Annotated in this window: 20 protein-coding genes and 2 pseudogenes; 10 read left to right on the top strand and 12 right to left on the bottom strand. The window is 71.5% G+C overall.

Going from position 1 to position 23,530, the window contains the following annotated elements; all coding sequences use genetic code 11:
- Positions 1-27 precede the first annotated feature (27 nt).
- From ACWDEN_RS25670 to ACWDEN_RS25640, 7 genes are all read right to left on the bottom strand, one after another.
- On the bottom strand, positions 28-3,588 hold the full coding sequence (locus ACWDEN_RS25670; protein WP_351602736.1) for a DUF4082 domain-containing protein: 3,561 nt from the start codon (positions 3,586-3,588) through the stop codon (positions 28-30).
- Between the two features lie 115 nt (positions 3,589-3,703).
- Positions 3,704-4,822: a DegT/DnrJ/EryC1/StrS family aminotransferase gene (locus ACWDEN_RS25665; protein ID WP_351602735.1), complete on the bottom strand. Its 1,119-nt coding sequence runs from the start codon at positions 4,820-4,822 to the stop codon at positions 3,704-3,706.
- The gene (locus tag ACWDEN_RS25660; protein WP_351602734.1) at positions 4,819-5,526 is read right to left on the bottom strand and encodes an acetyltransferase; all 708 of its coding nucleotides are present in this window, start codon (positions 5,524-5,526) and stop codon (positions 4,819-4,821) included. The genes ACWDEN_RS25665 and ACWDEN_RS25660 overlap by 4 nt, the downstream gene beginning before the upstream one ends.
- Positions 5,523-6,662: a DegT/DnrJ/EryC1/StrS family aminotransferase gene (locus tag ACWDEN_RS25655; RefSeq protein WP_351602732.1), complete on the bottom strand. Its 1,140-nt coding sequence runs from the start codon at positions 6,660-6,662 to the stop codon at positions 5,523-5,525. The genes ACWDEN_RS25660 and ACWDEN_RS25655 overlap by 4 nt, the downstream gene beginning before the upstream one ends.
- Positions 6,659-7,633: an NAD-dependent epimerase/dehydratase family protein gene (locus ACWDEN_RS25650; RefSeq protein ID WP_351602730.1), complete on the bottom strand. Its 975-nt coding sequence runs from the start codon at positions 7,631-7,633 to the stop codon at positions 6,659-6,661. Before ACWDEN_RS25650 ends, ACWDEN_RS25655 begins: the two co-directional genes overlap by 4 nt.
- 45 nt (positions 7,634-7,678) lie before the next feature.
- The gene (locus ACWDEN_RS25645; RefSeq protein ID WP_351602728.1) at positions 7,679-8,734 is read right to left on the bottom strand and encodes a Gfo/Idh/MocA family protein; all 1,056 of its coding nucleotides are present in this window, start codon (positions 8,732-8,734) and stop codon (positions 7,679-7,681) included.
- Positions 8,735-8,814: 80 nt separating this feature from the next.
- Positions 8,815-10,254: an exopolysaccharide biosynthesis polyprenyl glycosylphosphotransferase gene (locus ACWDEN_RS25640; protein ID WP_351602726.1), complete on the bottom strand. Its 1,440-nt coding sequence runs from the start codon at positions 10,252-10,254 to the stop codon at positions 8,815-8,817.
- A 345-nt stretch (positions 10,255-10,599) separates the two neighbouring features.
- Between ACWDEN_RS25640 and ACWDEN_RS25635 the strand changes: the two genes are divergently transcribed.
- The 3 genes from ACWDEN_RS25635 to ACWDEN_RS25625 are packed head-to-tail and all read left to right on the top strand — an operon-like array spanning position 10,600 to position 13,865.
- A complete protein-coding gene (locus ACWDEN_RS25635; protein WP_351602724.1) occupies positions 10,600-11,466 on the top strand; it encodes a glycosyltransferase in 867 nt (288 codons plus the stop codon).
- Between the two features lie 24 nt (positions 11,467-11,490).
- Positions 11,491-12,819 (top strand): MFS transporter, encoded by a 1,329-nt coding sequence (locus ACWDEN_RS25630; RefSeq protein WP_450860229.1) that lies wholly within the window; start codon positions 11,491-11,493, stop codon positions 12,817-12,819.
- Positions 12,820-12,842: 23 nt separating this feature from the next.
- Positions 12,843-13,865 carry a TolB family protein gene (locus ACWDEN_RS25625; RefSeq protein ID WP_450860228.1) on the top strand — a complete coding sequence of 341 codons (1,023 nt, stop codon included), beginning with the start codon at positions 12,843-12,845 and terminating at the stop codon, positions 13,863-13,865.
- A 10-nt stretch (positions 13,866-13,875) separates the two neighbouring features.
- Here the strand turns inward: ACWDEN_RS25625 and ACWDEN_RS25620 are convergent, their stop codons facing one another.
- Positions 13,876-14,121 carry a Smr/MutS family protein gene (locus tag ACWDEN_RS25620; RefSeq protein ID WP_450860227.1) on the bottom strand — a complete coding sequence of 82 codons (246 nt, stop codon included), beginning with the start codon at positions 14,119-14,121 and terminating at the stop codon, positions 13,876-13,878.
- 228 nt (positions 14,122-14,349) lie between these two features.
- On the opposite strand from ACWDEN_RS25620, the gene ACWDEN_RS25615 reads away from it, so the two are divergent.
- Positions 14,350-15,288: an urea transporter gene (locus ACWDEN_RS25615; protein WP_450860226.1), complete on the top strand. Its 939-nt coding sequence runs from the start codon at positions 14,350-14,352 to the stop codon at positions 15,286-15,288.
- Between the two features lie 57 nt (positions 15,289-15,345).
- Here the strand turns inward: ACWDEN_RS25615 and ACWDEN_RS25610 are convergent, their stop codons facing one another.
- Positions 15,346-16,092 (bottom strand): hypothetical protein, encoded by a 747-nt coding sequence (locus ACWDEN_RS25610; protein ID WP_450860225.1) that lies wholly within the window; start codon positions 16,090-16,092, stop codon positions 15,346-15,348.
- A gap of 368 nt (positions 16,093-16,460) precedes the next feature.
- Here ACWDEN_RS25610 and ACWDEN_RS25605 point away from each other — a divergent pair, with 368 nt between their 5' ends.
- On the top strand, positions 16,461-16,847 hold the full coding sequence (locus ACWDEN_RS25605; RefSeq protein WP_351602712.1) for a DUF2267 domain-containing protein: 387 nt from the start codon (positions 16,461-16,463) through the stop codon (positions 16,845-16,847).
- A gap of 10 nt (positions 16,848-16,857) precedes the next feature.
- On the opposite strand, the gene ACWDEN_RS25600 is transcribed toward ACWDEN_RS25605, so the two are convergent.
- A complete protein-coding gene (locus ACWDEN_RS25600; protein ID WP_450860224.1) occupies positions 16,858-18,189 on the bottom strand; it encodes an erythromycin esterase family protein in 1,332 nt (443 codons plus the stop codon).
- Between the two features lie 129 nt (positions 18,190-18,318).
- Between ACWDEN_RS25600 and ACWDEN_RS25595 the strand changes: the two are divergent.
- Positions 18,319-18,792, top strand: a pseudogene (locus ACWDEN_RS25595) (sigma-70 domain-containing protein); the annotation flags it as partial.
- A gap of 57 nt (positions 18,793-18,849) precedes the next feature.
- Here the strand turns inward: ACWDEN_RS25595 and ACWDEN_RS25590 are convergent.
- The gene (locus ACWDEN_RS25590; protein WP_351602708.1) at positions 18,850-19,146 is read right to left on the bottom strand and encodes a hypothetical protein; all 297 of its coding nucleotides are present in this window, start codon (positions 19,144-19,146) and stop codon (positions 18,850-18,852) included.
- A gap of 109 nt (positions 19,147-19,255) precedes the next feature.
- Here ACWDEN_RS25590 and ACWDEN_RS25585 point away from each other — a divergent pair, with 109 nt between their 5' ends.
- From ACWDEN_RS25585 to ACWDEN_RS25570, 4 genes and pseudogenes are all read left to right on the top strand, one after another.
- Positions 19,256-19,708 carry a YbhB/YbcL family Raf kinase inhibitor-like protein gene (locus ACWDEN_RS25585; protein ID WP_351602706.1) on the top strand — a complete coding sequence of 151 codons (453 nt, stop codon included), beginning with the start codon at positions 19,256-19,258 and terminating at the stop codon, positions 19,706-19,708.
- Between the two features lie 288 nt (positions 19,709-19,996).
- A pseudogene (locus tag ACWDEN_RS25580) lies at positions 19,997-20,413 on the top strand (alpha/beta fold hydrolase); the annotation flags it as partial.
- Between the two features lie 142 nt (positions 20,414-20,555).
- Positions 20,556-20,795: an alpha/beta fold hydrolase gene (locus tag ACWDEN_RS25575; protein ID WP_450860235.1), complete on the top strand. Its 240-nt coding sequence runs from the start codon at positions 20,556-20,558 to the stop codon at positions 20,793-20,795.
- Positions 20,792-22,186, top strand: coding sequence for a hypothetical protein (locus ACWDEN_RS25570; RefSeq protein ID WP_450860236.1), 1,395 nt, complete (start codon positions 20,792-20,794; stop codon positions 22,184-22,186). Before ACWDEN_RS25575 ends, ACWDEN_RS25570 begins: the two co-directional genes overlap by 4 nt.
- Before the next feature lie 88 nt (positions 22,187-22,274).
- Here ACWDEN_RS25570 and ACWDEN_RS25565 read toward each other — a convergent pair whose 3' ends face one another.
- Positions 22,275-23,414 carry an ABC transporter substrate-binding protein gene (locus ACWDEN_RS25565; protein WP_351602700.1) on the bottom strand — a complete coding sequence of 380 codons (1,140 nt, stop codon included), beginning with the start codon at positions 23,412-23,414 and terminating at the stop codon, positions 22,275-22,277.
- Positions 23,415-23,530 lie beyond the last annotated feature (116 nt).

The raw sequence follows: 23,530 nt of genomic DNA, 5'->3' as shown, positions 1-23,530 counted from the left end.
GGAGGCCACCGACGGTGTTCGGGTCGGTCAGTTCTTCTTCTTGCGGACGGTCGTGCTGGTCAGGGTCCAGCTGCGGGACGTCACCGTGTGGTGGTGCTTGTCCCGGGCCGTGACCGTGACCGTGAACCGTGTGCCGTCCGGCAGCGGGGCGGACAGGTGGACGGACACCTTGTGGCCGGCCCGGTCGTAGGAGGTGACGGCTGTGACGTGGAGCTTCCTGGCGGCGGCCGCCTGGGGGCCCGGCAGGATCGTCACGGTCGCGTCGACGGAGGACACGGACTTGTCGGTGACGGCCATGACGAGGGCGCTCCCCGCGTCGGCGGTGTGTGTCACCGAGGACGCGGTCACCTCCGAGGCGGTGGCCGTCGCCAGAGACCCGCTGGGATTGTCGGCGGTGAAGACCGGGCCGACCCAGTAGTTCGCGGATCCGTACGAGCTGTTGGGGAAGGCCGAGTCGGCGCCGTACCGGTAGAGCCCGTTGTGGTGCGCGGTGGTGTCGGCGGTGGCGGTCAGCGGATACGACTGGTGGGCTGCCGCGAAATAGCCGCCGTCCACCGCGTAGTTGCCGTTGGGCGCGTGGTAGGAGACGACGTACGGGGTGCCGGCGGTGATGGCCACCGGGGTGGCGAAGGTCAGCTGCTGCCAGCCGGAGGCCGTCTCGCCGGTGAAGGTGCCGGTGGCGAGGAGCGTGCCGTCGTCGGCCCACAGGCTGCCGGTGTGGGTGCCCGTGTTGCCGGTGCCCTTGTAGAAGGTGACGCCGGTGACCCAGCCGTTCGCCGAGGACGTGAACCGGGTGCCCAGCTCGACGGAGTTGGCGTCACCGGTCATGTCGGTGGTGGCCGGCACGGCGGAGGAACTCCACAGCGTGCAGGGGCAGGTGACCGCGGGCGGGGTGGAACTGGTGGTGAAGGACCAGGTCACCGGGTCCGCCATGGCGTTGCCCCAGACGTCGGAGCCCTGGACGGACGCGGTGTACGCGGTGTGCAGTGCCAGCTCCGTCGACGGGGTGAAGGTCGCCTTGTTCGACGCTGGGAGGGTGATGGCCCCCGGGACGGAGTTGCCGGCCGGGTCCTTCAGAGAGAACGTCAGGCTGTCGGGGTCGACGGCAGAGCTGAAGGTGGCCGACACCGGGGCCGTGATCGACGCGTCGGTCGCCCCGGAGGTCGGGGAGGTGGCGGTGACGGTGGGCGGGGTCGTGCTGGCCGTCGAGGTGTCCAGCACCACGTCGACCCAGTAGTTGCTGCCGGAGGACTGCGAGGACGGGAAGGCGCTGGTCGAGCCGTAGTGGTAGACGCCGTTGCCGCCGTCTGTGCCGGACTTCAGCGCGGTGAGCGGAGCCAGGCCCGCGTCAGCGGAGGTGAAGTAGCCACCGTCGTAGGAGTATCCGCCGTTGGGCGCGAAGTACGAGGCGACGTAGGTGGTGTTGGCCTTGACGCTCACGGGGGTGGCGAAGTTCAGCTGCTGCCAGCCGGAGGCCGTCTCGCCCGTGAAGGTGCCGGTGGCCAGGCGGGTGCCGGAGGCGCTCCACAGGCTGCCGGTGTGGGTTCCGGTGTTGGCGGGCGACTTGTAGAAGCGGACGGCGGTGATGGAACCGGCCGCCGTGGTACGGAACTTGACGCCGAGCTCCACCGAGCTGCCGTCGCCCGCGTTGACGGTGCCGGGTACGGCCGAGGCCGGGAAGACGGTGCACGGGCAGGCCTGGGGGCCGACGGTCACCGGGACCGTGGTGACGGCGCCGATGTTGACGCTGTCGTCGACGGCGCGGACCTTGATGGACGCGGTGCCCGGGGCCGTCGGGGTCCAGCTGTAGCTCCAGGACGCGAGGCCCTTGGCTGCCTTCCAGGTGGTTCCGCCGTCAGTGGACACCTCCACGCGGGCCACCACGCCCCCGCCGGAGTCGGTGGCGGTGCCGGTGATGGTGACCGGCTTCAGCGCCGGGACGGTGACACCTGAGGCGGGGCTCGACACGGTGATCGCGGGGCCGGTGGTGTCGGTGGAGGCCCCGGCCGCGACGAGGTTGCTCTGCAGGGTCAGCGGCTGGACGCCCATGTCGGCGAGGATGTTCACCGTCGCCTGCTGCATACGGGAGTCCTCGGTGACCACCGTGTCGGCGGGGTTGTAGGTCGGGACGTTGGTCAGGCCCCACGACCACTGCACGGTCCCCGACCCGAACACCAGGGCCCCGGAGTCCTGGTCGCGGAACTCGACCAGGTTGTGCGTCGCCGTGCCGTTGCCGTACACGTTGCCCCAGTCCATGCGGAGCTTGCCGTCGTTGACGTCCACCGTCGTGGACGACACGTCGATGGCGCCGGCGGGTCTGGTGCTGTTGTCGACGTCGCTGTCCCACTCGTAGCCGAGGGTGCCCGTCGGGAAGGTGGCGGTCTGGCCGGCGGTGAGGTTCGCGATGGAGGTGTTGCGCCAGATCCGGTTCCTGCCGTAGGAGCCGGGGACCGTGATCGCGTCGCTGCGGTAGCCGTTCACCTGGAACATGGAGCCGGTGAGGATGTTCGGCGGCTGGTAGGTCTGTCCGTACTGGGTGCTGGTCGGGTCCATCCAGGTGCCGGTCCAGATGCCGCTGGGGTCGGCGACGCCGTTGTTCTGCGCCATCTTGGTCATCTTGTAGCAGACCAGGGTCCGGTCCGCCGTGTTCGTGCCGTCGTTGCTCGGGGCGAGCCGGGTCTTCCAGAAGACCTCGTTGCCACTGAAGAAGGCCTCCCGCACGTCGGCCTTCCGGGCCGCCAGGACGTTGGAGTACTGGCTCTGCGTCCAGTACTCGTCATGGCCGGAGGACATGTACACCTTGTGCTTCTCCAGCAGGGTGGCACCGCTGGTCGACGACACGTCCACGCCGGACAGATAGCTGACGTCGTAGCCGTTGCGCTCCAGCCAGGACAGCATCATGTACTCGGAGCCGTAGATGCCGTTGTCGCCGCCGATGTCCAGCGGCCGGTTGTAGCTGACCTCGTAGGCGCGGCCGTCCGGCGCGGGCCCGGCGCCGCCGTAGAGGTCCTGGCCGCCGTAGTGGTTGTAGGCCTGCCAGGTCTGGTCGCTGGTCTGTACGACGACGTCGGAGGTGCTGGAGTCCTTGCGGACGACGAACGGGTACGGCATGAGGCCGTTGCCGTCCGTCTGCGACAGGTTCGCGACGTACAGGCCGGACACGGCGTCGCTGGGCACCGTCCAGCTCGCGGTCACCGGCCAGTTGCCGCAGTCGACCAGGCCGGTGCTGCTCTTGGTGGTACAACTCGCCGGTTTGGTGAGGTAGTTGGCCGGATAGGTCACGGCCGCCTGGGCCGCGGTGGACAGCTCGCGCGCGCCGTCGCCGCCGTACCAGCCCAGCCGGTAGATCTCGATGTGGTACGGGACCTTCGACTGGACCTTGAACTGGACGGTGTCGCCGGCCTGGACGCTCTCCTTGGTGGAGAAGCCCTGGATGTCGCCGTACGCGTTGGGCGAGAACCAGTCGGACTTGGGGCTGCCCGGCTTGGAGTTCTCGCAGACGACCGGGTTCGAGCCCGTGCCGCACGGATCGGATGCCGCCTGGGCGGTCGCGGCCTGCGGGAGCACCGCCCAAATCAGTGCTGCCACGACGGCGAGGCGGCCGCCCCGGAGCCGTCTGCTCCATCTGTTCATGTGTACCTCTCAGCGGTGCTGTGCAGGACCGGCCCGTGCGGCCGGGGTGGAGCGTGAAGTCCGGGACCGGTCAGCTGCCCAGCGCGTCGGCGAGCGTGTGCACGACGCGCTGCTGCTGGTCGGGGGTGATCTGCGGGAAGAGCGGCAGCGACAGGATCCCTTCCGCCGCCTTCTCGGCGTTCGGGAAGGCGCCGCGGGAGTGGCCGAGATGGCGGTACGCCGGCGTGAGGTGGACCGGGGCGGGATAGTGCACCCCCGCGCCGATGCCCTCCGCGTTGAGCTTGCCGACGACGGCGTCGCGGTCCGCGCCGGTGACCTGGACGACGTACAGGTGCCACACGTGGACGTTGCCGGGCGCCGTCGCCGGGAGCACGACTCGCCCGGCGGCCGCCAGGTCGGCGAGCAGCGCGTCGTAGCGGGCCGCGGCTGCCCGGCGGGCCGCGTTGCCGTCCGCCAGCCGTGCCAGCTTCGCCCGCAGGACGACGGCCTGCAGCCCGTCCAGACGGCTGTTGAAGCCGGGTACGTCGTGGCGGTACTTGGCGATGCCGCCGTGGTTGGCGATCGCGCGCACCAGGCCGGCCAGTTCCTCGTCGTCGGTCAGCACCGCGCCCGCGTCGCCGTACGCGCCGAGGTTCTTGCCCGGGTAGAAGCTGGTGGCCGCGATGCCGCCGCTGCCGGGCGACCGGCCGTCGCGGGTCGCACCCTGGCACTGGGCGGCGTCCTCAACGACCTTTACACGGTCGGGCAGTTGGCCGGCCAACTCCGGCACGTCGGCCATCTGTCCGTAGAGGTGGACGGGTACGACCGCGCGAGTGGCCGGGCCGACCGCGTCCAGCGCCGCCTGAGGGTCGAGCAGGTAGGTGTCGGGCCGGCAGTCCGCGAGGACCGGTCGCGCACCGGTCCTCGCCACCGCGCCCGCGGTGGCGATGAAGGTGTTGGCGGGTATCACGACCTCGTCGCCGGGCCCCACCCCGTGTGCGCGGAGGGCGAGTTCGACGGCGTCCGTGCCGTTGGCGACGCCCACGCAGTGCGCGACACCGCCGAAGTCCGCGTATGCGTTCTCGAATCGGCGGACCTCGTCGCCTCCGATGAACGCGGTGCCGGCCAGGATCCGTTCGAATCCGGCCCGTACCTCGTCGGCCACTTCCTCGTGGGCCGCCTTGAGGTCCACGAGCGGAATCTGGTTCATGTCAGCGGTCCCCCCACTGTTCGCGTCGCACGTCCTGTTCGCGTCGCTAGTTCGTCGAGCGCGGGCGTGTCCGCCGCGCGCAGCCGCCGGGCCGGGCTCCCCACCCAGACCTCGCCCGGCGGAACGTCGCCGAGCACGCTGCTCCCCATCCCGATCAGCGACCACGCGCCGACCGTCGTGCCCTCCCGGACCAGCGCCCCGGAGCCGACATAGGCGCCCCGCTCCAGCCGAACGCCCCCACCCAGGCGGACGCCGGAGGCGAGGGTGGCGCAGTCCTCGACCACGTCGTCATGGGTGAGGACGACCTGCGGCATCACCGCGACATGCGCGCCCACCCGTACGGCGGCGGTCAGGACGCAGTGCGCGAGCAGGACCGAGCCGGGGCCGACCTCACAGGTCGCCGACACCGCCGCCGTCGGGTGGATCACGGTGGCGTAGCGGTTCGCGGACAGGCCGAGCCTGCGGACCAGCCGGGCGCGGGCCGCGTAGTCCCTGGGGTTGCCCACGCAGACCACCACCCCGGCGTCGGGCAGGTCGTGGACCAGGTCGCAGCCGCCGAGTACGGGGACGGAGTCCACCTCGGTGCCGTGCAGGGCGGGGTTGTCGTCCAGGTGCCCGAGCAGCCTGCACTCGCCCGCGTCCCGTACGGCCTGTGCGGTCTCCCGGGCGAACCCGCCCGCGCCGACGATCAGCAGCCCGTTCATCTTCGGGCCTGTTCGCGCAGTGCCGTCACGACGCGGTCCTGCTGGGCCTCGGTCATCGTGTGGAACAGCGGCAGGATCAGCGAGTCGCGGGTGATCCGCTCGGTGACCGGCAGCGGAGCGCAGGGGTGGCTCGCGTAGGCGGGTTCGAGGTGCGCGGCCATGATCCCGCGCCGGGCGGAGACCCCGGCCTCGGCGAGCGCGGCGAGCAGGTCGTCCCGGCCGACGGGGAAGTCCTCGTCCAGCAGTACCCAGTAGGACTGGAAGTTGCTCTGGCCGTGCGCGGGGTCGCGTACGGGGGTGAGGCCGGGGACGTCGTGCAGCAACGTGTCGTAGCGGGCCGCCAGTTCACGGCGGCGGGCGATCATCGCGTCGAGCTTGCCGAGCTGGACCAGGCCGATCGCGGCCTGGACGTCCGTCATCCGGTAGTTGTAGCCGACTTCCAGGTAGCTCTCCAGGACCGGCTTGTTGCTCGCATGGCGCTCGGCCGCCGAGGCGTTCATCCCGTGCTCGCGCAGCCGGCGCAGGCGTGCCGCCCACTCGGGGTCATCGGTGGTGATCATGCCGCCCTCGCCCGTGGTGACCAGCTTGCGGGGGTGGAAGGACCAGGCGGCGAGCAGTGCGCCGTGCCCGACGGGCTTGCCGCCGACCGTGGAGCCGATGGCGCAGGCCGCGTCCTCGACCAGGGGCAGGTCCCAGTCGGCGCAGGCGGAGCGCAGGGCGTGCACGTCGGCCGGTACGCCGCCCTGGTGGACGGCGAGGACGGCCCTGGTGCGAGGGGTGCGGACCGCGTCGACGGTGGCCGGGGTCAGGTTGCCGGAGGCGAGGTCGACGTCGGCGAAGACGGGCTGGGCGCCGACATACCGTATGGCGTTGGCGGTGGCGATGAAGGACAGCGAGGGCACCACGACCTCGTCGCCGGGGCCAAGACCGAGCGCGACCAGCGACAGGTGCAGGGCGGTGGTGCAGGAGCTGACCGCGATGCCGTGTTCGGCGCCCACCCTCTCCGCGAAGGCCCGCTCGAAGGCGGCGACCCGGGGCCCTTGGGCGACCCATCCGGACAGCACCGCCTCGGAGGAGGCCCGGGCCTCCTCCTCACCGAGCCAGGGGATCATCACCGGGATGCGGTCGGTGCTCACTTGGCCGCCTTCCGCTCTGCGCGCCACCACTCGACCAGGTCCCGCAGCCCGGTACGCAGGTCGATCCGCGCGGTGAACCCGAGCCGTTCGGCGGCCTGAGTGGTGTCCGCGAGGCGCCGGGTCACCCCGTTCACCGCGCGGGCGGGGCCGTGCACCGGCTCCAGGCCCTGTGCCCCCATCGCCTCCAGCAGGCCCTCGGCGAGTTCCTTCAGCGAAGTCTCCGTACCGCTGGCGATGTTGAAGACCTCGTCGGTGAGATCCGACTCGGCGGCGAGCACATTGGCCCGGGCGATGTCGCGGACGTCGACGAAGTCCATGGTCTGCGTGCCGTCGCCGAGGATCAGGGGGGGCTCGCCGGCCTCGATGCGCTCCATCCAGCGGATGAGCACCTCGGTGTAGAGGCCGTGGATGTCCATCCGGGGGCCGTAGACGTTGAAGTAGCGCAGCGCCACGTAGTCCAGGCCGTACATGGCGTGGAAGCTGCGCAGCATGCCCTCGTTGAAGGCCTTCGCCGCGCCGTAGAAGGTGTCGTTGTTGTACGGGTGGTGGCGCTCGGTCGTCGGGAAGGTCTCGGCCATGCCGTAGACGGACGCCGAGGAGGAGGCGATCACCTTGGCGACCCCGGCCTCGGCCGCCGCCTCCAGGACGTTGAAGGTGCCGTCGACCAGGACCTCGTTGGCCAGCCGGGGCTCCTCCGCACACTGGGTGATACGGATGGCGGCGAGGTGGAACACCAGGTCGGAGCCCTCGGTGACCTTCCGTACGGTCGCGGCGTCGCGGACGTCGCCCTCGACGATGTCCACGACGCCGCTGGGCAGGGCCCGGGCGAGGTTGGCCCGCCGCCCGCGCACGAGGTTGTCGAGTACGACGATCTCGCGGGCGCCGCCCTCGGCCAGGAGGTCGACGAGGTTGGAGCCGATGGTGCCCGCTCCCCCGGTGACCAGGATCTTCTTGCCGCGTACGCTGCTCAACTGCCTTGCCCTCTCAGGGAATCGGATACGCTGAATGGGGTGCGCTCAACGTCCGGCGCGCAGGCCGACGACCGCGCCCTTGAATTCCAGGCTGCGGGACGCCGCCTCGAGGATGTCCAGCACCCGGAGGCCCGCCCGGCCGTCGGTCAGGGGCGCCCGGCCCTGCCCGATCGCGTCGCCGAACTCGTCGACCATGCCGCGCAGCGCCTCCTTCTCGCCGATGGCGGGCGCGACCATGTCTCCGGAGCGGTACGAGACGAGCATGTCCCGGCGCTCGTCGTCGCCGATCTCCTGGGGCGAGGCCAGGTCCACGCCCCGGTCGTAGACGGCCACCCGCTGCAGGGGGTTGAGGTCGTCCCAGATCAGGGTGCGTTTGGCGCCGCCCACCATGGTGGTGCGCACCTTGGTCGGGGACAGCCAGTTGACGTGCACGTGGGCGATGGCGCCGGTGTTGAGCGTGAGCGTCAGGTAGGCCACGCAGGCCTGTCCGGCGCCGATCGGGTCGGCGCCGTGGGCGGCGACGGCGACCGGCTCGACGTTGTCGGGAAGGATGAAGTCCAGGATCGACAGGTCGTGCGGGGCGAGGTCCCACAGGACGTCGATGTCCTTCTGGACGAGGCCGAGGTTGATCCGGACCGAGTCCACGAAGTGGATCTCGCCGAGTTCGCCGGAGCGGACGAGTTCCCGGATGCGGCCGACGGCGGGGGTGTAGCAGTAGGTGTGGTCGCACATCAGGGTGAGCCCGCGCTCCTCCGCCTCGGTCACCAGGCGCACCCCGTCGGCGTAGGTCGCCGCGAGCGGCTTCTCCACGAGGACGTGCTTGCCGGCGCGCAGGGCGGCCAGGGCGATGTCGAGGTGGGTGCCGGCGGGCGTGGCCACCGCGACCGCGTCCACGGAGGGGTCGGCGAGGACGGCCGCGTAGTCCGCGGTGGCCTCGACCGTCGAGTAGGCGCCGAGGACCCGCTGGGCCCGGTCCACGTCGAGGTCGCACAGCAGGCGCAGCCGGAACCGCTCGCTGGCCTGGAAGTTGCGGACGAGGTTGGGGCCCCAGTAGCCGGCCCCGACGACCGCCACCCCCAACGGCTGCGTGGTCTGCGTCACTTGGTTCCTCTCCCCTTGGTCCATCGGTGGGCGGTCCATCGGTGGGCGGTTCGTTCGCGGGCGGTCCGTTCGCAGGCTCATCAGTAGGCCCCCGTTCCCCGCACCACCGCGGACCCGGTGCGCAGCAGGATCGACAGGTCGAGGCTCATGGACCAGTTGTCCACGTATCCGAGGTCGAGCCGGACGGCCTCGTCCCAGGGCAGGTCGGAGCGGCCGCTGACCTGCCAGAGTCCGGTGAGCCCGGGCTTGACGAGCAGCCGGCGTTTGATGTCCGGCGTGTACTCCTCGACCTCTTCGGGCAGCGGCGGGCGGGGGCCTACGAGCGACATGTGGCCCTTGACGACGTTGAGCAGTTGCGGCAGTTCGTCGAGCGAGCTGCGGCGCAGGAGGGAGCCGACCCGGGTGATCCGCGGGTCTTCCTTCACCTTGAACAGCAGGCCGTCGCTGTTCTGGTTGAGGTGCTCCAGTTCCGCCCGCAGGGCCTCCGAGTCCGGCCGCATCGTACGGAACTTCAGCATGGTGAAGTGGTCGCCGTACCGGCCCACCCGCTGCTGTCTGAACAGGGCGGGCCCGGAGCTGTCCAGCCGGACGATCAGGGCGATCAGCAGCATGGGCAGCGCGAGGAGCAGCAGGAGCGCCGCCGCGAGCGTGCGGTCCAGCAGTTCCTTGGGCAGGCGGGAGGTCCGCGAGAGGTTCGGTGCCTGGATCCGCAGCAGCGGCACCCCGTTGGCGGGCCGTACCACCAGCCGGGAGGCGGACACGTCGGCCAGCACGGGGGCCAGCAGGAAGTCGACGCCCTGCGCGGCCGCCGTCCAGCCCATCCGGCGCAGGGCGGAGGCGTCGGTCCCGGGTACCGGCAGCGCCACGACGGTGCTGACGCCCAGGGCCCGGACGACGTCGTTCATGTCACCGATGCCGCCGAGGACGGGGAGCCCCAACTTGCGGATCTCCGCGGCGTTTTGCGGATCACTCAGGCACACACCGGCGGCCTGCAGTTCCTGTACGCCGCCGCGCCGCAGCACGGCGACCAGTTCCACTATGCCCCGTGAGGGCCCGACCAGCAGGGTCGTGCTCCGGTCCCGGCCTCGCGTCCACCGGCGGTGCAGCCGGCGGCGCAGCGTGTAGCGGACCGGCAGGGCGATCGCGGCGGCCGGCACCGCGGCCACGCTCATGTCATGAAGGAGGCCCGAATCGCGCGTGAACAGCCAGTACGCGAGGGCGGCCAGGGCCGGCAGGGCGACGGCTCCGCGCAGCACCCGGCGGTATTCCTCGCTGCCCAGGCCGAGGGCACTGCGATCGTAGGAGCGATGGGCCAGCATCGCCACGATCCATGTCGGGGGCAGCGCCAGGGCCACTGCCCAGCGGCCGTACGCCCCGTGGATCACTAAGGCCGCGGCAACGGCGGCGAGGCCGTCCGCGACCAGCAGGACTGTCCGGTACTTCCGTTCCCAGCGTCTTCGGCGAGCTTCCGGACGTCTGTGTTCCACGACCAGTTGCTCATGCGTGACCTCAATGGTCATGTCCCCCCACCACATGCGCGGCTCCCCCTGGCCGAACGCAACAGGACCTGCGGTCGCATGTGCGCAGCCAGGGCTGGATCGGCACCGCATGTGTCTCCTCCACACAGCGGCACCGAAAAAGACGAGGAAGCCCTCAGCGGTTCCCCAACCGCCTCATGCTTCCTGCATGTTGGTTACTGCCTGTTTCGCATCCGGTTCACGACGCCGCACCTTGACGTACCGTCAAGGGCAAGTACCCCTCCCAAACCGGTCCGGCGGACCTCAATCTAGACCACGGGACGCAGTCACGGGAACAGTTGGACGGAACACACAGCGCAATGGCGACTTCGAGGCCATACTGCCCGGGTGACGAGCATCGTGATCCCGGCCCACAACGAGGCGCGCGTCATCGGCCGGCTCCTCGATTCGCTGCTGGCCGACTCCTTTGAGGTCGAGGAGGACGAGGAGGACGAGACCGACATCGTGGTCGTCTGCAACGGCTGCACGGACGACACCGCCCGGATCGCCGCCGCCCGCGGCCCGCGCGTCCGGGTGGTCGAGATCCCCGTCCCTTCCAAGCACGCCGCCCTGCGGTCGGGTGACGACCACGCGCGCGGCTTCCCGCGTCTCTACGTGGACGCCGACGTCGTGATCACCGCTGCCGACGTACGGGCGCTGACCGAGCCCCTGAGCGACGATGACTCGGGCATCCTCGCCACCGCTCCCGAACGGCGGATCCCGCTAACCGCCTGTGCCTGGCGGGTGCGTGCCTACTACCAGGTGTGGCAGCGGCTCCCGGCCGTACGCGAGGGGCTGTTCGGGCGGGGCGTGATCGCGGTGTCCAAGGCCGGACAGGCCCGGATCGCCGCGCTGCCGCCGCTGATGGCCGACGACCTGGCCGCGTCCCTGGCGTTCGCCCCGGAGGAGCGGCTCGTGGTCGGCGCGGCCAGTGTCGTGATCCAACCGCCGCGCACCTGGCGGGACTTGATCAAGCGGCGCATCCGGGCCGCGGTGTCCACCGCCCAGGTCGAGCAGCATCACCGGCCGGGAGCGGCCTCGGCGCGCACGAGCAAGGCGGATCTGAGGGCCCTGATCCGCAGGGAGCCGAGGCTCTTCGCGGGTGTCGTGGTCTTCGTCGTGGCGGCGATCGCCGCCCGGCGGGGGGCCGAAAGAGCCATCAGGGCACAGGACTTCGGCACCTGGCTGAGGGACGAGAGCAGCCGGCAGAACTGACCGCACCGCACCTGGAGCCTTGTCTTGTATCTCACCGACCGCTCCGCACCTGTCCAGGCGGGCACCGACCGGCGCCGAAGACGCGGCCCGGGGCCGAAGGTCGCCCCGGTCGTGCTCGCGCTGGGCACGGTCAGCCTGATCACGGACGTCTCCTCGGAGATGGTCACCGCCGTCCTGCCGCTCTACCTGGTCACCACGCTCGGCTTCAGCCCGCTGGGATTCGGCACCCTCGACGGCGTGTACAACGGCGTCAGCGCGCTGGTCCAGCTCACCGGCGGTCACCTCGCCGACCGGGTGCGGGGCCACAAGCTGCTGGCCGGGCTCGGCTACGGTCTGTCCGCGCTGTGCAAGCCGCTGCTCCTGTTCGCCGGCAGCCTCGGCACGTTCGGCACGGTGCTGGCGCTGGAACGGACCGGCAAGGGCCTGCGCACCGCGCCACGGGACGCGATGATCTCCCTGTCCACGCCGGCCGAGAACCAGGGCCGGGCCTTCGGTGTGCACCGGGCGATGGACACCACCGGCGCGATGCTCGGTCCGCTGGCGGCCTTCCTCATCCTGCGCGCGGCCGCCGACGGTTACGACGCCGTGTTCGGCGTGAGCGCGTGCGTCGCCGCGCTCGGTGTGGTGGTGCTGGTGCTCTTCGTACCCGGCGGGCAGCGGGGCAGGGGCGGCGGACGGCAAGGCCCGCAGACGGAGGAAGCGGACCTGACGTACGCATCCGAGGGGACCGACCATGGGGAGGTGAGGGGCGGCAGGCCGCCCGTCCGCGTGCGCGAGGTGCTGGCGCTGCTGCGCCTGCCACGGCTGCGGGCGCTCGCCGGCTGTGCCGCGCTGCTCGGCCTGACCACCGTCAGCGACGCCTTCGTGTATCTGCTCCTGCAGCGCCGGACGGGTGTCGGCGAGGAGTGGTTCACGCTGCTGCCGCTGGGTACGGCCGTCGTGTTCCTGCTGCTGGCCGTGCCCGTCGGCGCGCTGGCCGACCGGGTCGGGCGGCGCTCCGTGTTCCTCGCCGGGCACGTGGGTCTGCTCACGGCCTACGCCCTCCTGCTGTGGGCCCCGGGCACACCGCTCCTCGCCCCTGTCGTCCTCGCCCTGCACGGCACGTTCTACGCGGCCACCGACGGTGTGCTCCCGGCCGCCCTCGCGGGCCTCGTGCCCGAGCACCTGCGCGCCAGCGGCCTGGCCATCGTCGGCACCAGCCAGGCGCTGGCCCGGTTCTGCTGCTCACTGGCCTTCGGCGCCGCCTGGACGGCGTGGGGAGACGGCCCGGCGCTGGCCGGCTCGGCGGTCGGCCTGCTGTGCTGTGCGGCCGTCGCGGCCGTGGTGCTGCGGCCGGCCGGCGGAACCCGATGACCACTACAGCCACAAGGATCCGGATGACATCGCTGCGCCGCCGTCTGCTGATACTCGTCGCGGCGGTCCTGCTGCTCGCGGGCCTGGGCACCGGCCTGGTCCTGCACGCCGCGGACCGCGCGGACCGGGCGAACCAGTCGCGGTCGGGCGGTCCGGCCGTCCGCGCGGGCAGGCTCACACTCGACCAGAAGGGCCGGCTGGCCTTCCTCAACGCGACCCCCGGCCCGCACCGCACCGCGGTCGCCTCGGTACCGTCCACGGACCCGGAGGGCGGGCGGACCGCCTCGGGCCTGAAGTGCGCGCGCTTCTACGCGGCCGCCGGTACGGGCATCTGCCTGCAGTCCAACCCCGGTGTCCTCAAGCAGAGCAACCGCGCGCTGCTGCTGGACGCGGGCCTGCGCACCCGGCGCACCTACCCGCTCGCGGGCACCCCCAGCCGGGCCCGGGTGTCGCCCAGCGGCCGCTTCGTCGCCTGGACCGTCTTCGTCTCCGGCGAGTCCTATTCCTCCGCCTTCTTCTCCACCCGGACCTCGATCCTGGACACCCGCACCATGGGACTGACTCCCAGCCTGGAGACGTTCTCCGTCGTCAAGGACGGCAAGCCCTACCACGCCTCGGACATCAACTTCTGGGGCGTCACCTTCGCCGCCGACGACGACACCTTCTACGCCACCCTCAACAGCTCCGACAAGACCTACCTGGTCCGTGGTTCGATCTCCCGGCACACGGTCACCACCCTCGTCGAGAACGTGGAGTGCCCGTCGCTGTCCCCCGACGGGACCCGCGTCGCCTTCAAGAAGCGTGTGTTGTCCCGTACCGACCTCTGGCACGAGTACGTCCTCGACCTGCGCACCCTGCGCGAGACGGCGCTGGCCGAACGCCACAGCGTCGACGACCAGGCCGCCTGGCTCGACGACCACACCGTCGCCTACGCGCTGCCCGCCAACGGCAGGGTCGGCAGCAGCGACCTGTGGAGCGTGCCCGCGGACGGCTCGGGGACCCCCCGCCTGCTGATCGCCGGAGCCTCCTCGCCCGCCCCGCTGTAGAGCCGCGTGATCACTGGAAGTAGACGAGAATGCGTCCGGCGTTGCCCGTGTCGACCTCGCGCCGGACGTACAGCTTCCTGATGTGCTGCTGGTCCAGGAACGCGAGCACGCGAGACCTGAGCCGCCCGGAACCCTTGCCCGGAATGATCTCCGCAACGGGCTCGCCCGAATGGTTCGCCCTGAAGAGGAACTGACGCAGCGCCAGTTCGATGTCGCGGTTGTTGCGGAAGATCGGGTGGAGATCGAGCGACAGCATACGGAACCTCCCAGTGATGCGGCACGGCTGTCCGAGCACCGATCCATCATCGACTCGTTCCCGCCTGTCTGCTTCGATCGTACGACAATGTCGCGATGCGGAAATACAATGCCACCAAGTGGAAAAACGTGTGGGGTGGGATTGAGTATGCGGCGCCATGTGAGGATGCAGGCGCTCGGCCGCGGTCCGAGATTCGTCATTCGCGTGCTGCGCGGCCTGGCTCAGGTCATGTTTCTGGACAGTGCTGGGGCAGGCGCCGTCTTCGCCCTCGCGCTGTGGACGGCGGACTGGCGGTACGGCGCCTACGCACTGGGCGGCGCCGCCCTCGGCACCGGCGCCGCACGTCTGCTGGGCGCTCCCCATGACCGGGTGCGGGCGGGGCTGGAGGGCTTCAACTCCTGCCTGACGGCACTCTGCTTCGCCGTGTTCCTCGGCGCAGGCCGGTCGGCCACGATGGTGCTCGCGGCCGCGGCCTGCCTCGTGGTCACGGTCGTCACGGCGGCCCTGACGCGCGTGCTGCACGTCTGGGATCTGCCGACCCTGACCATGCCCTACTGCCTGCTGGCGGGCGCGGTCACCCTGGCCGCGCCCGCCTTCCGGCGGCTCTGGCCCCAGGCCCGGAGCATCGCCGCGCTGCCCCGCGCAGGCTCCGGACCCACCGTCCTGAGCTGGAACGACGTGGGAGGAGCGTTCTTCCGCAACGTGTCCCAGGTCTTCTTCCTGGAGCAGTGGTACGCGGGGGCCCTGCTGCTGGCCGGCCTCTTCCTGGCGAGCCGGGTCGCAGGGTGGGTGGCCTGCGCCGGCAGCGCGACAGGCATCCTGACGACCTGGGCGCTCGGCACACCGGCCGCACGGATCACCGACGGCACGCTGGGCTACAACGCGGTTCTCGTCGCGATGGCACTCTGCGGGGTGTTCCTGCCCGCCACCCGGAAGACGCTGCCGTACGCGCTGCTCGGCGCCGCGACCGCGACCGCCCTCACCCCGGCCGTCGCCGCTCTCCTCGCCCCGTCCGGCGGCCACCCGTTCACATGGCCGTTCGTGCTGACGACGCTCGGCTTCCTGGCGGCCGCCCGCTCCTTCCCGCTCATCACCACCCCCACCGCCTGCCGGGCAGCCGACCGGCCCACCGCGTCACTCCACGGCGACCAGGCCACCGCAGGCTGACGAGGCCGCCGTGACCGCAGGAGGTCGAGGGGAGACCAGCACCGGGGGGCAGGCCGTCTAACGCCACTCCCCCTTGGTGAGGGGTTCCACGGGGTGCTTCTCGCGTGGCATGTGGAGGCGGCGGAAGATCTCGGCCGACTCGGGGCTCTCGGCCTCCGTGTCGAGCTGGACGTCCAGCTCCCGCTCGACGTCGTGGGCGGCGCCGATCAGTACGAACTCGGTGCCCTCCTGGTCGAGCAGTTCGGGCTCGGCGCTGGTGAACCGACGTCCCTCGAACCGGTCCTGATCCCGGCTCGGCAGGTCGGCCCGCTGCGGCGGAGGCGGACCGACGCCTGCCGGCGCGCCCGCCCGCGGATTCTTCACCGCGAGGATGTAGCTCGCCTCGGGCTCGATGGCCAGCTCCTTCTGGACGGCGCCCGGCTTCGCGGGCATCTCCAGTTCGTAGGTCAGATGCGTGTGACCGCCGTGCCGGACGATCGCGTAGCGGCCCTCTCCCGCCGGCCTCGCCTCGGGTTGCGTCCGCTTGCCGCGCGTTCGCGTGTCGTACGTCCGCCGCTGCAGGTCCTCCGCGACGGGTTCCGGCCTGGTGGCCACCTCGTCGACGAAGCCCCAGAACCGCTCGTGTTCCGCCGGCTGGGGCAGGTACTTGCGCCCGATGACGAGGCGCCTGCTCCGGTCGCTGTCGGACGGCTGGAGGATCATGAAGAGGCGCTGGACGTCCTCGATGGCGTGAGCCTGCTCCTGCTCGACTCTGGGCCGGTACACGAAATAGATGTCGCCTCGTTCGAGGATGTCGTTCGCCATTGCCGCTCACCACCCACGCACACGATGACCGGCGAGTACCCCGTGTGCCGCAGGGCGATGGCTCCGCCCGGACAGTGACCGGATTTCTACGGACGGTGGTGTCGCGGGAGGGCGGACCGACCGCGCGGGCGACGCCTTGGAAACCGGCGCGAGCCGGCTGCGGGCCCCGGTGGCGCGGCCGCTGCCGGACGGCGGTTGGTGCCATACGGCGCGGGTACCCGAGCGCGCAGGGAGTGGCAGCAGGTGCGGGACGCGCCGGCCGCGGTCTGCGTGGCGTCCGAGGTGCCCGGCCTTGGCCGACATCCGCCGCCCCGACCTCGGCCCGGCGCCGATCGGCCTGCCCCAGGGAGCACCACCGGGAGCGAATCATGACGTCCACCGAATTCCTCGCCACCGTGCGGGAGCGCGGAGAGTACCCCGACCTCGACGAGGCGACCCGCGTCACCGAAGCCGTCCTCTGCACCCTGGGCGACCGGCTGCAGCCCACCGCGGCGGATCACCTCGCGGACCAACTGCCCCTGGAGATCGGCGGATTCGTCACCGGAGTGGGCAACACCGGACGGACCTGGGGCGTGCAGGAGTTCGTCCGCCAGGTGGCCCGGGCCGCCGCCGAGGACGAGGCGACCGCCCGGAGGGACGCGGAAGTGGTCCTCACCGCCGTGGGCAGCACCGTGTCGGGCGGTGAGCTGCACAAGCTGCTCAGCGTGCTGCCGAGCGGATACGCCGCGCTGTTCGGCCACCCCGAACTGACCTGACCGCGAGGTGTCACACACCCGCGGGCCAGGTCTGCTCCTCCCTTCTCTCCTCGGCCAAGGGGGGCAGCGGTGTGAGCGCGTGGGTGCGGTCGAGGTAGCAGAAGGCGTCGTAGCGCTGGGCCAGGACCGTGGGGACGTAGTTGCCGACGCGGTCGTACTGCGGCCGGTACACCACGCCGATCGCGCGGTGACCGTGCTCTTCGTGGTACCACTCGCCGCGCCCGGAGGAGGGCGGACGCTGGAGCTGCACATGCGGGAAGACGAACAGGACGCGCTCGCCGGGCAGCGCCCGGTGCAGCAGATCCTCCACACTGCCCCGGCGCGCGGACGGCATCGCCATGATCCTCGGCACGTCACCCCACGCGTACGCGGCGATCACGGTCCCGGAGTACGAGCCGAACCCGACCAGCACCACGCCCCTGCCCATGTGCCGCTCGCGCACCAGCTGGCCGACGTTGACTTCGCCGACGTCGGCCATGTCCGTGGCGCGCGCGTCACCGATGTGGGTGTTGTGCTCCCACACCACCGCCTTGGCATCGGGGCCATGATGCTCCATCAGCCGGTCAAGCGTGTCGGCCATGTGGCGGTCCCGGATGTTCCACGACTCGAGCCCGCTGTCGAGCATGACCCGGTAGTAGGCCTCGGCCCCGGCCAGCACCTCGGCGTTCTGCCGGGCGGCGAACTCCGCGTGCGAGCCGTCCATGGCGGCCGCCTGCGCAGCCCGCCGCCGCAGCTCGGTGAGCAGGGACACCACCTGTGGCTCACAGCCCTCGGGCACGTAGCGCGTGGCCGGCGCGTAGGACTGCGGATCCCGCGCGTACGGCTCGAAGCAGCGGTACGCCTCCAGGGCGTCCTGCACCCGGTCGGGGTCGTGCTCGCGCAGGTGGGACAGCACCGCGTGCAGCGACTCCCACAGGCTGTAGACGTCCAGCCCGAAGAATCCGACGCGCCGCTCGGGCGGCAGGGCCTCGTTGTGCCGGCGCAGCCACCGGGTGAACGCGGCCACGTCGGTGTTGCCCCACAGCCACGCCGGCCAGCGCCTGAAGCCCGCCAGGACCTCGCCGGGATCGTCGGGCGCGTCCGGCGCGGCGACCACGGAGCAGTGCACGGCCTGGCAGTCCGGCCAGTCGCCCTCGACCGCGACGAAGGAGAAGCCCTTCTCCTCGATCAGCCGGCGCGTGAGCGCGTCCCGGAGCCGGTAGTAGTCGGCGGTGCCGTGGGACGCCTCGCCGAGCAGCACGTAGCGGGCGTCGCCGATGCGCTCCAGCAGCGGGTCCAGCGACGCCGGATCAGTCAGCGGCAGGGCCTGGTTCCGGATGTGGTCCCTGTCGGTGTCGGGCACGGCGCGTCCCCTTTCCGCGGACGCCGGACCGGGTTCCCGCTCCGCCGCGGGCCCAAACGGCGTGCGCCCCCCGCACCAGGAGCGGGAGACGTCCGTGTGCGGGCAGTGCACGTGTCCCGATGCTCCGGCCGGGTACCCGCCACCCACCTCGTGGAGCAGCTGCAGAAGCTCGCGAAAGTCGAACGGCACCTCCAGGTGCGCCACGACCACAAGCCGACGGACGGCGAGGTCGCCCGGGAGAGCGGGCTCGACGAGGAACGGGTCGCCTGGCTGCGCCGGGTCGGGCGGCAGACGCTGAGCCTGGACACGCCGGTGGACGAGACCGGGGAGACGGGTCGGCGACCTCATCCCCGCCACCGACGTGCTCCACGCTCCGCGGGTCGCCGAGTACCGGGCGTTGGCCGAGGAACTCAGGGACGCCCTGGGCGTGCCGGCACCCCGCGAAGCCATGATCCTCAGCCTGCGCTACGGGCTGCACGACGGGCACCCGCGCACCCTGCAACAGGTGGCCGACCAGGTGGGACTGGCCCGGGAACGCGTACGCCACTGGAGAAGCAGCTTCGGCCACCCGAGACGGGCGAGCGCCTGCTGGACTGGGCGGCTGACGTGGACCGGGCGAGCTGGTGCGGCACCGCTCGAGCTGCCGCGCCCGGGCGCTGGTCAGCCCCGGGCGCCGGGGCCCGGTGTCCCGCCGAGCGTGGTGTTCCGCGTCCGGCGCGGCCGGGTACTCCGGTGCCGTCCGGCGTGTGCCGCGCCACCCACCATGATCGCCAGACCCGCGCAGAAGATGAGCGCCAGGGCGAGTCCGGAGCTGAACAGGGCGAGGCCGCTCATGGTGGCGACGTTGTGATCGAGGACGGACACCGTGTACTGGGGCCCGCCGGACAGGTTGCCCGCGATCGCGAGGGCCGTGAAGGCCGCCGCGCCCGCGAGAAGGAGCAGTCCGATGAACCGCATGCCAGTCATCTCCTCGCACGGGGGTCTGTCAGGCGGGTACCCCACGCCTCTGCGGTCATCCCCTGCGGTTCGGTCGTATGGCCCGGCGCGCGGCGGGTACTCCGGTCGCATGGCCGGTATCGAACTCAGAAGCGCAGCCTTCAGTGACCACAGCATGATCCCGCGCCACTACGCTCATGACGCGGACAACGTCTCTCCCCCGCTCACCTGGTCCGGAGTACCGGACGACGCGGCGGAACTGGCCCTGCTGTGCGAGGACCCGGACGCGCCGTCCGGAACCTTCGTGCACTGGCTCGTCACCGGCATCGACCCCCGCGTCGGGGGTTTGGGCGCCGGTGAGACCCCGCAGGGCAGCCAGGCGCATCGCAACGGCTTCGGGGAGCGGGGCTGGGGCGGCCCGCAGCCCCCGGTCGGCGACGAGGCCCATCGTTACTTCTTCCGGCTCTACGCCCTCCCCGCCCCGGTCTCGCTCCCGGACCGCGCCACCGCCGACGAGGCCCACGCCGTCCTGGAGCGGGAGCAGCTGGCCAGCGGCACCATCGTGGGGCTGTACCAGCGCTGACCACGTACGGCCGGCATGCGCGTCACCCCGGCGGCGTCCACGCTGTCCGTGGCCGGGCTGGAGGAGATCCCCGGCCGGAGGTGGCTGCCAGGCGCGTGATGTGCCGTGACGTGCGTCCCCTGCCCCCGCCGTCCCGCCCTTCCCTGACGCCGTCGACACGGCCTTCCATGACGGGTGTTGGGTCGTGTGCGCAGTCGTGAGCCGACGGACGACCGGGGTGGGCTGATCGTGCCGCTGGGAGTGGTCCGGCGCCCCGCCCCGCGGACGACCGCGGACTCCGGGGTAGGGATGGATCATGCAACGGATCACGGCGGAGGTGAGTGGCCGGCCGATGGCGGCCTGGCGGATCGCCGGACGGGACCGCCGGTGGTGTGCGTCCACGGTGCCGGGGTCTCCAGCCGGGAGTTCCAGCCGTTCATAGCGGCCCTTGGCCCCCACCACGACGCGTGGACCGTCGATCTTCCCGGGTTCGGTGCCAGCGCCGGCCCCCGGCAGCCGCTGGGATTGCGGGCGCTGGCCGACGCGCTCGTGGAGTGGCCGGCCGCCGTCGGACTCGACCAAGTGGTGCTTCTCGGCGGGTCCTTCGGCTGTCAGATGGCCGTCGATGCCGCCGTCCGGCATCCGGACCGCATCGCCGCGCTGGTGCTCGTGGGACCGACCCTCGACCCGGCCGCCCGCGGCTTCCTGCGTCAGCTGCTGCGCTGGATGCGCAACGCGCCCCACGAGCGCGTCTCGATGGCGGCGCTCGACCTCGCCGACCACCGGGACGCGGGCGGACGCCACGTCGCCGGCGCGTTCGCCGAGTCGCCCCGCAACCGTATCGAGGACAAGCTGCCCGCATGTCGTCATGCCGACGCTCGTGGTGCGCGGGGCGCAGGACCGGATGGTTCCCCAGGAGTGGGCGGAGGAGGTGACCCGGCTGCTGCCCGCGGGGCGGCTGGCCGTGGTGGAGAAGTCCGGTCACATGGTCCCCTACCGGCAGGCGCACTCGCTGGTCCGGCTGGTCACCGACTTCCTCGCTCACACATGCGCGGCCGCCGGTGCGGGCGGTGGCACGGGACCCCGGGAGCAGAGGCCGGCGCCATGAAGGCGGCCAGGGCGGTCGCCTCGTTCGACTCGGCCACCGGCATGCTGCGTGCCTTGTCGCGTTTCCTCGCGGGCCGGGACGTCCCGGCCCTCGGCACGTTCCCCGCCGCCTTCGAGTTGCCGCTGTCCGGCCTCCTCGGTGCGCTGAACCGGCTGCCGGTCGCGGTCCGGGAACGGGTGTACGCCGCGAGTGGCTGGGCGGAGGCCGTCCCGCGGCACCGCGTCGGCGACGTGCGTGCGGAGGCACTCGCCGAGTGGATCACCGGTCACTACCCCCGGCACCGCTACCCAGTGATCTTCATCGGGTCCGCCAACGGCGCCCTGGTACACCTCGCCGCCGCCCTCGACGCGGCCTGGCTGCCGCGGACACTGCTGCTGCCGGTGCGCCGCCGGGGTGTCGCCCCGGACGATCCACGCGGCGACCTGGCCGCCGTCCGCGAGTCCGGCCGGGCGCTGCTCGGGGCCAACCCGGACCTCGTCCTGCACCACATGCGCGATCCCAACCAGGACCGTCTCATGATCGCCGGAATGACGTACTTCCGGGTCAAGTGGCGCCGCCTGCCCGCCGCCTACCGCCGGTTCATCCGGGACCACCTGGCCCCGGGCGGCCTGCTCGTCGTCGTCGACCGCACGCTGCGCCGGCCCACCACGAGGGTCGACGACCGGTATGTGTTCCAGTTCGGTGCCCTCGGCGATGCCACGCCCGAGGAATACCGCCAGGGCGGCCCCCGCGTCGCCGACCTGCTCGCCCGCTACGGCGCCCCGGTGCGCCACTGGGACCCGCCCGCCGCCGACGGCGAGAGCCCGGAAGCGGAATGGGGCCTGGATCCCACGCTGCTCGACGACATCTCGGCCTACGCCGGTCAGCACCGGCTCGACGCACATCTGCTGCGCTTCGACACGCCGCAGCGGCTCAGCCCCGCCGTGGCCGACCTCTACCGGTCCTGGTACGCCGACCGTGGCCTGCCCACCGGTCGGCTCCTGGTCGAATCGTTCCTCCTGCTCGAACCCTGGTGGACCCTGCGCACCGGATCGGTGCCGTACTGGACCGTCTTCGGGACGGAGGCGTCCCGCGCGTACCTGGAGTCCTACCTGGACGCCTCCGCCCCGTACGACGAGATCCGGATCCTGCTGTTCAACCACGGCACCGACTCCATCGGCCCGGCCGACGCACGGGCCCGGCAGCGTACGGCCGCCCGCGCACGCAAGATCGGCCTCCTGACCGGAGTGGATGCCGCCGCATACCCACGCGACTTCGCCGCCTTCGTCCGCTCCCACCGGGAACTGAGCAAGATCCGCGCCCGCTACCCGCTGCCCCTGTCGCTCGGCGCCGCCGACGCGGTCACGGCACTCACCGCCCGAGACGACATCGTCTGGCGTCCGCTGACATGAAGCCCGTCGTCCGGTGAGAGTCCGGTGATGAGAGTCCGGTACGGAGGCGTGGCCGGACTTTCCACCTCCCCCCGGCCGGACCTCCGAGCTAGCCGGAGACGGCCTTCGCCCAGCCCTGGTCGACCGTCTTCCTCGCCTTCTCCAGTTGCGCGTCCGTCGGGAACTGCGGCGTCCCCTCCACCGACGGCAGGCGCGCGGCGGCGGCCTTGTCGAGGGTGCCGTCCTGCCTCATGACGTCCATGAGCACCGGGCGGGCGTAGCCGAGCAGCCGGAGGTTCTGGCCCTCCGGGCTGAAGAGGTACTCCTGCCACAGACGGGCGGCCGCCGGGTGCGGGGCGTGCTTGTTGACCGCCAGCGCGAAGTACTGGGCGAAGCTGCCGTCGAAGGGGATCGCGACCTGCCAGTTGACGCCCTTGTCGCGGAGTTCGTCGGCGTAGTGGAGGTTGATGTAGTCCCAGTTGATGCTGATGGGGGTACGGCCGTCCTCGACCGTTGCCGTGGTGGAATTGACGGGGTTGAAATTGCCGATCCTCTTCAGCTCGGCGAAGAAGTCGATGCCGGGCTGGATGTTGTCGAACGACCCGTTGTTCGCCAGCGCGGCCGCGTAGACGCTGTCGAAGGCGGTGGCCGACCGGGGCGGGTCGCCTTCGAGCGCGACCTTGCCCTTGTAAGCGGGCTTCAGCAGGTCGGCGAAGGTCTCCGGACAGATCTTGACCCGCTTGGCGTCACAGCCGATGGAGATGTAGCCCCCGTAGTTGTTGGACCAGTAGGCGTTGGCGTCCTTCTGGTTGTCGGGGATCGAGTCGAAAGGGACGACCTGGTACGGCGCCAGCAGACTCTGCTGCGCCGCGCTCCGCGCGAACGTGTCGCCGACGTCGATCACGTCGGGGGCTGTCGGGCTGCTCCCCTTCTTCCGCAGGGCGTCGATCTCGTCCTCGCTGTGGCCGTGCGGCTTGTCGACCGTGACCTTGATCCCGTACTTCTTCTCGAAGCCGACGATCAGGCCGCCGTAGTCGGCCCAGTCACGCGGCAGCGCGATCGCCCTGAGCCTGCCCTCCCGTTTCGCCGCGGCGATCAGTGCGCGCATGCCACCCATGTTCTCGGCGGAAGTGGCCACCGACGGCTTCTGGGGTCTGGCGGTCGGTGTGTGCTCGCAGGCGCTCAGGCCCAGTGCCACGAGGGCGGAGCAGCCGAAGACTGCCGCTGCTCGGACACGGGGTGTGGTCACGACTGCTCCTGGGGTAGGGGAACGGTTGTCGCCGACGGAGTCCGGCGTGTCGCAGGATGTGTGCCGAACCACCGGGGAATGCCCGGTGCCGCCGTGGCGCGGTCGTGGTGTTCCGT

The organism is Streptomyces sp. NPDC001153 (genome assembly GCF_053598315.1).
This window is presented reverse-complemented; position numbering and strand designations above follow the sequence as displayed.